The sequence below is a fragment of the Chryseobacterium cucumeris genome (assembly GCF_001593385.1).
Lineage (GTDB): Bacteria > Bacteroidota > Bacteroidia > Flavobacteriales > Weeksellaceae > Chryseobacterium > Chryseobacterium cucumeris.
The window spans coordinates 1-10,421 of sequence record NZ_LUVZ01000005.1 but is presented as its reverse complement, the minus strand read 5'-3'; the positions used below and the strand labels follow the sequence as shown (position 1 = coordinate 10,421).

The following is a 10,421-nucleotide window of genomic DNA, read 5'->3' as shown; positions in this document are numbered from 1 at the left end:
CCTTTTTCCACTACAAAGAAACTTTTAGCACCACTATAAATTTGCAGTATACAGAAGATAACAATTACATAAAAAATAACAATAAAATATTACCATCATGAAAAAACAAATCGTAATCACAGCCTTAACTTTTGGAGCGATCATATTTGGAACTAACAATGTTCAAGCTCAAAATACTACTGCAACCACAACGGTAAACATTACTCTGAACGATGTAATTTCCATCGATGCAGGAAGTACTGCCATTGGTAATACGGTTGATTTTAACTATGCTACTGCAGCAGACTATAACTCTGATCAGACCATTACCAAAGCTAACTCTTTGAAAGTTACTTCCACGAAGAACTTTAATGTTAAAGTAAAAGCAGGAGGTGCTAATTTCATGAATGGAACAAACTTAATCCCTGTCAATGTTTTGACAATTAAAGCCGCTACCGCTGCCGGAACAATGGGCGGAACAAAAAATGCTGTAGTTTTATCTGCAACGGATCAGAATTTAGTTACCAATGCTCCTCTTGGAAGTGCATTAACATTGAATCTGGACTACACTATTCCAGCAGCAAAATCATCATCTTCTGATATTTTAGGTAAACCAGCGGGAACTTATACGCAAACCGTAACTTATACCGCTACTGCTTTATAAATTAATTTTTTCATATTAATATTTTGTGATTTGGTGTTTCGAAGGCTTCCTCAGGAGGCCTTTGATTTTGTATGTATTGATACCGGTATAAAGAAATTCAAAATCCAGGAATAAGTATCTATCAGTGTAAGATATAATCTATATTTTTGGACATCTAATGGATACATCACACTAAAAATTGAGTAATTTATTAAACCGTTTTATATCTTTCTAAAGTTATCAAATTTAAAAAAAGAGAGAAACTATTACATATTTAAAATGACTAAAATATCTACTTAAACGTAATATGTATTAACAAGGATTGGGCAAAGTGAACTAGTAGTGTTGTACTTCCATAAATTCAATATAGTTTTTAATTAGTTATATTGAGAGGATTACGGCTCGTTTTAAACTGGTAATATTTATATCTTAGAGATTGACTGCTTGCTCTTATAGCCATAAAAAATTTTCAATTCTTACGATTCAATATCTTTTTTCAAAATTGGAATAATTACAAACTGACTTTGATAGCTTTCCTAAGTTATTTATTTTAAAAGACTTAATGTACTTATTAATCTTTCTCTTTCCCCACTTCCCGTCGTCGAAAACCTTAACAAAGGAATTTTATACTTTTCCAAGATCTCATTTTTTAGGACATCTCTTTCTGATTGTTGACTTTCCATTTTATGGTATTCATATCCATCTACTTCGATAGCTAAAACAGGATTTTTTCCCAGCTTATTGTAAATAAGAAAATCAAGATGCGTGGCGTGATGTCTAGCGTAACGCTCTTCTTCAATACTTAATCTTGAAAAATCTAACAGTAAATTTCTTAATGGATGGTGTAGAATAACGCCATATTTTGAAAATTGATCATCAGACAAAACTTCCCTGATTAACGTATACATTAGATTCTCACTGTCGAAAACAGATTTCTTTTTTTGATGTGACAAAAGCGCTCTTCTTTTTTCTTCATACCCTTTGTACAAGTAATCAAAAATAGAATGTACTTCACTGTTGATAACCTTGAAATTATTGTAATCAATATAGCGGATGAGATCTGAGATATTCGTGTCGTTGTCACTTTCATTGCCGTTCACCAATAATATCAGCTGATCTTTGGCTCTTGAAATGGCTACATTTAGTCGGTTGGGGTTGTCGGTGAACTCAGAGATTTCATTGTCTACTGTTGAGAGAATGATCACATCATTTTCTCTTCCCTGAAATTTATCCACCGTATCGGCTTTGATAACTGTTCCTTGAAAAGTTCTTTGTAAAGCTAAGGTCTGATTACGGTAAGGGGTTACAATTCCCAGATTGAGACCTTCAAGCTTTTGTTGTGGAATGATTTCCTGAATAATCACATCAATCTGTCGCTGATTCTCTCTTTGCCGGGCATGGTTACCTTCAGTTGTTTTATAGACTAATAAAGGTTCTCTTTCCGTCTGTCCTTCCGAAAGGATGATCAACTGATCGTTATAAAATTTACGATTACAAAAATCAATGATTTTAGGATGGCAGCGATAATGTTCTTTTAAGAGTGTTTTAGGAACCTTCGGAAATACTTCTGTCACGGAAGAAAGTAAGCTATGATTAGAATAGCGATAAGGTTCCGGAATATCATAGTTCTTAAAGATCTGATTTGTATTTACTGCTGTTTCAGAATCTACTACATTGGGAAGCTGTTTTAAATCTCCTACAATGACGGCCTGCTTTGCGCAGGATAATGCGAGGACACCCGTTGCAAGATCCACCTGTGAAGATTCATCCACAATCACATAATCGTAGACTACATTTTCAGCAAGGCTTCTCCTTAACGAGTAGGTTGTACTCATAATGACAGGATAATCTTTAATAAATTCTTCTGATTTAAAACGAAGATCCCATTCGGTATATTCTGAACGTTTCTGTTCTTTATATTTTTGGTAGAGTTTGTTTTTAAACAGCTGCATCGATCCTTCTGTATATTCTTTCATTTTATCATGGAAGGAAAAATGCTGTAGCGTATTTTGTAGCTCCTGTTGTCTGAGACTAAGCTCTGAAATTTTTACCCCATAGTATTTTGACTGAACAATCCTGATCATCTCTTCATAGGATAAGGTATAAAAAATTTTATCTCTTACCCCATACAAAAAAGGGAATATCAGTTTGCACCACCAGTAAAATCTCTTATCAGTTTTCTCATAGTCTTCCAACGTCACCCATAAAGAAAGCAGCTGATCTGAATTGACATTCTTTTTAAAACGGACTTCGGTTGCCAATGCGACATCATCTGTAAAATGTTGATGCTCCGTTTTGATTTTATCAATTTCCAGCGCAAGTAAAGCCAGTTCATTCTTTAGTTCAAGCTTTTCAGAAAGCTCAGTAAAAAGAAGGGAAGTAGACTGCATAAGCACTTGTTCTTGTTCTTCCTCTAATCTAAAATCTGATAGATCCGGGATTTCAGTTTGAGCATCGATAAATTCTTTTTTGTTCTGGCTGCTTCCCAACAATGCCGCTATAAAAGAAACTCCATTGCTCTCCAGTTTCTCAAATACATTTTTTGTCGCCGAATTATTGCTTGAAACGACAGCCACACTCTGATTATTCATCACTGCATTGGCAATAATATTAAGAATAGTCTGTGTTTTTCCTGTTCCGGGAGGTCCTTCTATAACACTTAAAGGATTTGAAAATGCATTGTCAACTCCTGTTCTCTGACTTAGATTAAATCCAAAAGGAAAGATGTCAATAGGAGAGGCTTGGTAATTCTTACTTGGTTCTTTTCCGTTAAGATAATTATAAAGAATAGAAGTTTCGGGAATAAAGCGGATACTCCCATAGCTATTGGCCAAAATATTATTGCCTTCCTCTGTCTTCAAACCAACACTTTGTGAAATCGCCTTCAGATAAGAAAAAATATTTCCGGCTCTCTCACTTTGAAGGGCAGATCTCACCATCTTAATTCTATGTTGAGGATAAGAATAGGCTTTCCCACTGCTTTTATACACCACGACACACTTATTGCCTTCAAAAGAATAAGATTCTATCTCATCAGTTCTGTCTTTACCATCAATGTAGATTGCTTCTTTTCTAAAGGTATGGGATGTGGAATTTTGCATGGTTCTTAATTGTTACAAATATAAGGACATGAAGTGAAAATATTGAATTATCATTTACAAACAATATTCCGACATAAAATTTTTTAAATCTTTTAACTCATTGAAATTTAGTTTAAAATATTCACCACGAATTCTATTTTTTTTAAATTTTCTGTGGAGTTCGGTTTCAACACTTTTATTTGCATTCCAGCAAGCAATTAAATAAACTTGAGGTTCCTGGGATTGTAATGTTTTTTCTCTAAATATTGGATTTTTGCTGTATCCGATCTTTATTAATGAAGTTGCCGTATTAATCATAAGATACACGTAATTATTATGACTTTCAGAAACTTTTTTATAGCTATCATTGAAAATTTCTCTATAAAAATCAACAATAGGTATTACATCAATCTGTTTAATAGCTTTATGATATAAGTTGATTATTGCTCCATTTGGACCAAATTTTCTAAGCTCTTAAATATCTATGTTCGTAATGGTAAAATAGCCATCTTTTTCCAAAATAGTTCGAAGCTGTTTTTGAAAAGTGTTAAATGCGTGGATCTCATTTATTTCAGAATAATATAATGCTAATAATGCACAAAATCGTAACAATAAAAATTGGTAATGAGGGTTATTTAACTCTATTCGTATTAAATTTCCCTTAAGTTTTGTATTATTGTTTACGTAATAAATCTCAATTAATATAGGTTCTTCTTTATCTTCAAAAAGACGAAGGCCGAAGCATTCTTTATTTAGTCCAATAATGACATTATTGAGCTGTCCCGTCTGGTCATCTTTATTTAAAAGATGTATTAACTCTTCGTCTAATGTAAAATAAGAATTTTCAAATTGGTTTTGAATTTCTTTGGCGTTAATCATAAAGTAATTTGTCAGAAATTGTATTTTAAACCTAAGTTATAAAATTAATAATTGGATACATTTAATCTTATTGAATTTTAATCTACTTTGAATATAAAAATGGCTTTACCACTGCTTTTATACACCACAACACACTTATTACCCTCAAAAGAATAAGAGTCTATCTCATCAGTTCTGTCTTTATCATCGATGTAGATTTGCTTCTTTTCTAAAGGTATGTGGAATGGCTTTTTGCATGATTCATTAGTTATTTACAAATACAATTAACTGATAAAAAAAACTACAAAATCCTTGATCCTTGATCATCGGAATTGAATCTAGAAAAATTAACTAAGTATGATCTTAGTTTTTGAAGTATTCTTTTCTCCTTTTGGAAAAAAGAATACGAAACTGTTATATGTACTGTTGAAATAGTGATATCCAGCTTTAATCTCTTCTCCGTGTTCTGTTAATAGAGAAATGTTACCCTTTTCGTGAAAATTTCGTTTAAATTTAAAATCCTCAACAAATTTCCATTTAAATCCAAACTCACTTGGTAGTTTCAGATTGCCAATGTCAGTAAGAAAAGATGGTGAGTAAAATAAATTTCTTGTAGTTAATATATTTGTAAAACCATTCGCATTTACAGGATGATTTAATACCAGTAGACAACATCTATTTTTAGACTGGAGTACATAATTTCTAAATGCAGAATGAACTGATGATCCATATTTTTTTCGAAGAGCCATTACAGCACCTAAACCAAGACCATAATTATCGCAATCTTCAATAAAACGATCGTGTTGAAATAATGTTACAGATGCGAAATAATTTGCTTCTGCTTCAAATTGCTCTTCATATTCCTCACTAAGAGTTTCATTGTTATCCAGTGCAAGAATTATTTCATCTTGCCAAGATAGAACTCCATGACCGATCTCGTGGAGTTTAACAAAATTTTTCTTCCCAACATTCTTATCAAGGTTGGTATCAATATATATAATCTTTTCTTCTCGATAGAAAAAGCCTTGGACTTTTGATAGTGCATGAAGAAGAGCTTTTTTAGACGGGTCAAATAGCTTTTCTTTAAAAGTATCAAAGAAAGAATAATCTATATTTTCTAAATCAATTTTATTGTCAAGAGCAAAATTTGAGTAGTCAAGAATTTTATCGACGGGTGTTGGAAAAACATCAAGAGACTTACTATCTTTTAATATATTATATGATATTTTATCAATTTCATTACGAGTGTAATCGTCTATCATAGGCCATTTTTTCGAGATTTGACAAATTCTAAATACCTTAAAACATCATTTCTCTCGTCTTCTGTTAAACCTTCTGCTCTAAATGCAATATTTTGAGCGAAGCTTAAATTTGCTTCTTCTTTTTGAACTTCTTTTTTATCAATCATATTTGCGTTTGATAACAAGGTCTTTAAAGCAACTTTATAAATAGAAGAAAGCTTTGACAAAATATTTACGGATGGGTTTTTTATTTTGTCATTTTCTAATTGACTAAGATAAGCATTTGAAATACCGGTTGCTTCTTCTACTTGTCTTAAAGTCAATCCAATATTTTTTCTGGACTCTTTCAGGGTAGAACCTAATGTACTCATTTATCTAATTTTATGCAAATGTAGTGAATATATTGCTTGATAAACTTAGAATTATTCTAAATAGAATCTAAATATATAAAAATAACTTGCTTGATATATTTAGATTTTTTTATATATTTGTAAAAATAATTTTAAGTTTATAATTATAAAGATTGGCTTATGGATAAAAATAAACATTTAGATTCAGTTATTTCGACGCATAAAATAACTAAAGAAGAAGTTCTTTTTGATAAATATGTCAAAAAGAAAAACGAGGTTAAGGAAGCCTTGGAAGAAAACTATGGAAGCAATATTTATTCTCCGTTTAATTCTGGTTCTTATGCAAAGAATACCGCTATCAACACAAAATTTGATTTTGATTTGGTATCACCTTTTAAGCGTAATGCTTTCGGTTCGAATGGAACACTAAAAGAAATGTATGAAGATGTCCACGATTTTCTTTACGAGAAATACAAAAATGTAGCAGAGGTTAAAAAGCAAAAAGTTTCAATTGGTTTAGAGTTTTATGCAGATAGTGATGGACACGTAATTAAGATTGACGTTGTTCCTGGTCGTGAGCTTTCTCAAGATCAATATAAGGAAGATGAAAATTTGAACTTATACGTGTATTATAAATACGGAAATATTGATGCCGGAAGTGAGCGAATTAAAACTAACGTCAAGGCTCAAATCAACAATATTAAAGATAGGGCTACCGCTGAAAAAGATTCGATAAGAAAAATAATACGCCTTTTGAAAGTTTGGAAAAATACCAAATATAATTATCCTACTAAATCTTTTTTTTTGGAACTTATTACTATTAAAGCATTTGATTCTAAAAGTATTACCGGAAGTATTTGGGACAAACTTGAAACTGTTTTAGAATATATTAGGGATAATGTAACTAAAGACAGCTTCACATTAAAAGACCCAGGTAATAGTTCTAATGATTTAGGTGATACTTTGACTTCGACCGAAAAACAACAATTGTCGGATGATATTAAAAATATGCTTGAAAGAATTGAGGATAATGATGAGAATCTGAAAACATATTTTCCTGAAAATTCTAAGTTTAAAAAAGAAGATACCAACAATAATCAATATGGAAAGAACAGTGGTATGCCGATTCCTCCACCAAAACTTAATTTTGGATAATTATAATGAGCCAGAGAGTAAATGAAATCAATACAGTAGTAGAAAACATTCCTGATGTGGAAATTGTAAAGCCATTTGACCAGAGCAAAATTGACATCGAGGGATGTATTACTGTTTTTGTTGAAGGATTAGAGCAACCATTAGAATTCAATGTTACTATCCATCCTCAATATCCGTTTAAAAGCCACGATACAGAAACTATTAAATTTTCTAATGATGATTTGATAGAACATAAACATATTATGCAAAATGGAGCCATCTGTATTCATACAGCACATACTCCTGTTTTGTCCCAAAAACTAATTTATGATATTGAATCTGTAAAGGCTTGGATTAAGAAATATTACATCAATAAAGATTCGAATACTCATTATGAACATTTGATTTTACCACAAAAAGCATTTAATGAAAACCATTTTGCTTATTTCTTCAATGAAGTAGATTATACTTTTAATAAAAATCAATTTGGCTTTGTTGACTATTCAATAATGAGCAATGGAGTTTTTTATAAAGAGAATATTCAGAGCAGTATTTTTCAGTCTTTCTTAAATAAGGATAGAAAAAAAATAGTAGATGTCGATTGGAATTTTCAACTTAAAAACCTGCCTCAAAACACAGGATTATTTATCTTCTTAAAAGATGAACCAAGTAAAAATCAACGTTGGGTTTTTGATGATTGGAAAGATTTTGAACCTACATTGCCACAAGATTTTTTGAAATTTCTTCACAATGTTGAAGAAAGACTGGGAAAAGAGGAAGGGAAAACGCTTCCTTTATTTGTAGGGTATAATATTTCTGAAACAGAAATTCATTGGCAAGCAATTATATTGGAAATTGGTAATTTTCCTATCTACGGTGAAAAGATAAACAAACAATGGTTTACAAAGATAAAAAAAGATAAGTCCGTCGATTGGGCGATGACAAGAAATTGCTCTTACAAATACTTTTTTGGCAGAGGAAAACTAAATGACCGAATTACAGAAAGTAAAATATTAATTATTGGTATCGGAGCTATAGGGAGCATAGTAGCTAAAACATTGATAAGATGTGGCTGTCGAAAATTAGGTTTTATAGAATATGATATAAAGGAACCAGAAAATGTTTGCAGGTCGGAATATTCTTTCTTTACAGGAATTACTAATAAGACCAATGATTTAATAAACGAGTTGTGTTTGGTTTCTCCTTTCTTCGAACCTGTTGATGGTGGATATGATTATTCAGAGGCGTTTGATTTTTTAATTAAATCGCACCTTTCAGATACACGTCTGAAAGACGAAATGAAAAAACATCTTGAAGACTATGATATTATTATTGACTGCTCTGCCGACAATGATTTACTTTACGTATTAAGCCAGTTAAATATAAATTCAACTCTTATAAATCTTTCAATATCAAACCACGCCAAACATTTGGTGTGCGCTGTGGAACAGAATAGGTATGACTTTATTACATCCCAATTTGGTGGGAATATTCTCAAATTTAATGTTGACGATTTACATAATCCTACAGGCTGTTGGAGTCCGACATTTAAAGCTTCTTATAACGATATAAACGTTCTTGTACAGACAGCTATAAAGCAGATAAACTTGAAGCTACAGCAACAAAAAACACTAAGAAATTTTGTTGTTGAAACAGATGAAACAAATGGTTTCAATATTAATATAAAAGAATTTTGATTTTAAAAATAAAACAAATAGGATTAAGTCTTGAGGTTAAGGACGAACTGCTAAATAAACTTCTGGAAATAGGTAAAACTCAATATCCTAGAGAATTTGGCGGATTTTTGATTGGGTATTACTCCGAAGACAATATGAATTTGTATATTACAGATACCATACTTCCTAAGAAGTATAAAGTATCAGAATATTCTTTTGAACGAAGTATAAAAGGAATAGAAAATGAACTTACAGAATTTTACACAGAGAATCCGAGAAAGATTTACATTGGGGAATGGCACACTCATCCAGATAATAGTCCAACCCCAAGTGCAACAGATATTTCCGCAATAAATACAATTATAAACAGCAAAAATACCATCCCAAATCCAGTTTTATTGATAATAGGATACTGCAAGACAACTGCAGACTTTGGATTTTACGGTTGGTTTGAAAATAAATTATATAAATATGAGTAAAATAGATTTAAAACAATTATTCAATGGGTTACAGCACCAAATGTCTGCCCAACTAAATACGAACAGGGAGTTTATTGAGCATCCAGGTTCTAAAGGCGATTCCTTAGAAAATGCTTGGATAGATTGGTTGCGAAAATACTTACCCAACAGATATTGTGTTGACAAAGCAATAATAATAGACCACGAAGGCAATACGAGCCAACAGATGGATATTGTTATTTACGATAATTGGTTTACTCCGTTTATTTTTACTCAGAACGGATTTCATTATATACCGGCGGAAGGAGTTTATGCTGTTTTTGAAGTTAAGCCTGATATACAAGGTAATGTGGGAGAACAATCCTATATAGAATATGCAGGAGAGAAAATAGAAAGTGTAAGAGTGCTTAAAAGAGAAGCCGTAAGCTTCATCAATGGCGGCACAAAATTCACTCCTCGTCCTTTAACAAAAATTGTAGGGGGGATTCTTTGTAGCACTAATGGTTTTACCCATAAGAATAATGATACCATCGAAAAACACATCAAGGCATTAGACAATCTACAGAGTATTGATTTAGGTTGCATCGCTGATTATGGCAGCTTTTATGTAGATTATAACCCAAATGCAGAAATTACAATAGTTGGACAAGATGCATATTTAGAGTTTTATGAAAATAGAAAATTTAATAAAATTAAATTTAGCGATGCAAACCATTCATTTGTCACTTTCTTTATGCAACTTACACGCTATTTACAGCAAGCAATAGGCACCATTCCTGCAATAAATCTGAATGCCTATCTTAAAAATATAGGAGAGGAGGTTGATGAACAAATATAATTGAAGTTGGAATACACAAAGTGGAGTACACGTACATTGAATTAGTCAATACTTAATCTGACAGTTATAATCAAATTAAATAACTTTAAAACAGATTAAGTATTATGACAACACAACAAAAAATTATCAAAAACAAGCTAGGCGTACTTGAATTAGCACAACAT

10 protein-coding genes are annotated in these 10,421 nt (G+C 31.7%); 5 read left to right on the top strand and 5 right to left on the bottom strand.

The features are described 5' to 3' along the window. Positions 1-97: 97 nt before the first annotated feature. A complete protein-coding gene (locus A1704_RS08175; protein WP_062672329.1) occupies positions 98-643 on the top strand; it encodes a hypothetical protein in 546 nt (181 codons plus the stop codon). A 524-nt stretch (positions 644-1,167) separates the two neighbouring features. Here the strand turns inward: A1704_RS08175 and A1704_RS08170 are convergent. The 5 genes from A1704_RS08170 to A1704_RS08150 all read right to left on the bottom strand — a co-directional run bounded on the left by A1704_RS08170 (position 1,168) and on the right by A1704_RS08150 (position 6,172). Beyond that, positions 1,168-3,723, bottom strand: a complete 2,556-nt coding sequence (locus A1704_RS08170; protein ID WP_062672327.1) for an AAA domain-containing protein — start codon at positions 3,721-3,723, stop codon at positions 1,168-1,170. Positions 3,724-3,777: 54 nt separating this feature from the next. Continuing rightward, positions 3,778-4,020 carry a GIY-YIG nuclease family protein gene (locus tag A1704_RS25075; protein WP_062672326.1) on the bottom strand — a complete coding sequence of 81 codons (243 nt, stop codon included), beginning with the start codon at positions 4,018-4,020 and terminating at the stop codon, positions 3,778-3,780. Between the two features lie 156 nt (positions 4,021-4,176). Beyond that, positions 4,177-4,581 carry a hypothetical protein gene (locus A1704_RS08160; RefSeq protein WP_062672323.1) on the bottom strand — a complete coding sequence of 135 codons (405 nt, stop codon included), beginning with the start codon at positions 4,579-4,581 and terminating at the stop codon, positions 4,177-4,179. A gap of 326 nt (positions 4,582-4,907) precedes the next feature. Beyond that, on the bottom strand, positions 4,908-5,822 hold the full coding sequence (locus A1704_RS08155; RefSeq protein WP_062672321.1) for an ImmA/IrrE family metallo-endopeptidase: 915 nt from the start codon (positions 5,820-5,822) through the stop codon (positions 4,908-4,910). Next, positions 5,819-6,172: a helix-turn-helix domain-containing protein gene (locus A1704_RS08150; protein WP_062672319.1), complete on the bottom strand. Its 354-nt coding sequence runs from the start codon at positions 6,170-6,172 to the stop codon at positions 5,819-5,821. The genes A1704_RS08155 and A1704_RS08150 overlap by 4 nt, the downstream gene beginning before the upstream one ends. A 159-nt stretch (positions 6,173-6,331) precedes the next feature. Here A1704_RS08150 and A1704_RS08145 point away from each other — a divergent pair, with 159 nt between their 5' ends. From A1704_RS08145 to A1704_RS08130, 4 genes are read left to right on the top strand one after another with little or no spacing between them, the layout of a single operon-like run. Beyond that, positions 6,332-7,306, top strand: coding sequence for a nucleotidyltransferase family protein (locus A1704_RS08145; RefSeq protein ID WP_062672317.1), 975 nt, complete (start codon positions 6,332-6,334; stop codon positions 7,304-7,306). A gap of 5 nt (positions 7,307-7,311) precedes the next feature. Beyond that, entirely contained in the window at positions 7,312-8,982 is a 1,671-nt protein-coding gene (locus A1704_RS08140) for a ThiF family adenylyltransferase (RefSeq protein ID WP_062672315.1), read from the top strand. Beyond that, positions 8,979-9,440: a Mov34/MPN/PAD-1 family protein gene (locus tag A1704_RS08135; protein WP_062672314.1), complete on the top strand. Its 462-nt coding sequence runs from the start codon at positions 8,979-8,981 to the stop codon at positions 9,438-9,440. Before A1704_RS08140 ends, A1704_RS08135 begins: the two co-directional genes overlap by 4 nt. Continuing rightward, complete coding sequence (locus tag A1704_RS08130; protein ID WP_062672312.1) at positions 9,433-10,257, top strand: DUF6602 domain-containing protein; 825 nt, start codon at positions 9,433-9,435, stop codon at positions 10,255-10,257. Before A1704_RS08135 ends, A1704_RS08130 begins: the two co-directional genes overlap by 8 nt. Positions 10,258-10,421 lie beyond the last annotated feature (164 nt).

Bases quoted from the DNA above. Each gene is read 5' to 3' on its own strand.
- A1704_RS08175 (WP_062672329.1), top strand. From the start codon at position 98: ATGAAAAAACAAATCGTAATCACAGCCTTAACTTTTGGAGCGATCATA.
- A1704_RS08170 (WP_062672327.1), bottom strand. From the start codon at position 3,723: ATGCAAAATTCCACATCCCATACCTTTAGAAAAGAAGCAATCTACATT.
- A1704_RS25075 (WP_062672326.1), bottom strand. From the start codon at position 4,020: ATGATTAATACGGCAACTTCATTAATAAAGATCGGATACAGCAAAAAT.
- A1704_RS08160 (WP_062672323.1), bottom strand. From the start codon at position 4,581: ATGATTAACGCCAAAGAAATTCAAAACCAATTTGAAAATTCTTATTTT.
- A1704_RS08155 (WP_062672321.1), bottom strand. From the start codon at position 5,822: ATGATAGACGATTACACTCGTAATGAAATTGATAAAATATCATATAAT.
- A1704_RS08150 (WP_062672319.1), bottom strand. From the start codon at position 6,172: ATGAGTACATTAGGTTCTACCCTGAAAGAGTCCAGAAAAAATATTGGA.
- A1704_RS08145 (WP_062672317.1), top strand. From the start codon at position 6,332: ATGGATAAAAATAAACATTTAGATTCAGTTATTTCGACGCATAAAATA.
- A1704_RS08140 (WP_062672315.1), top strand. From the start codon at position 7,312: ATGAGCCAGAGAGTAAATGAAATCAATACAGTAGTAGAAAACATTCCT.
- A1704_RS08130 (WP_062672312.1), top strand. From the start codon at position 9,433: ATGAGTAAAATAGATTTAAAACAATTATTCAATGGGTTACAGCACCAA.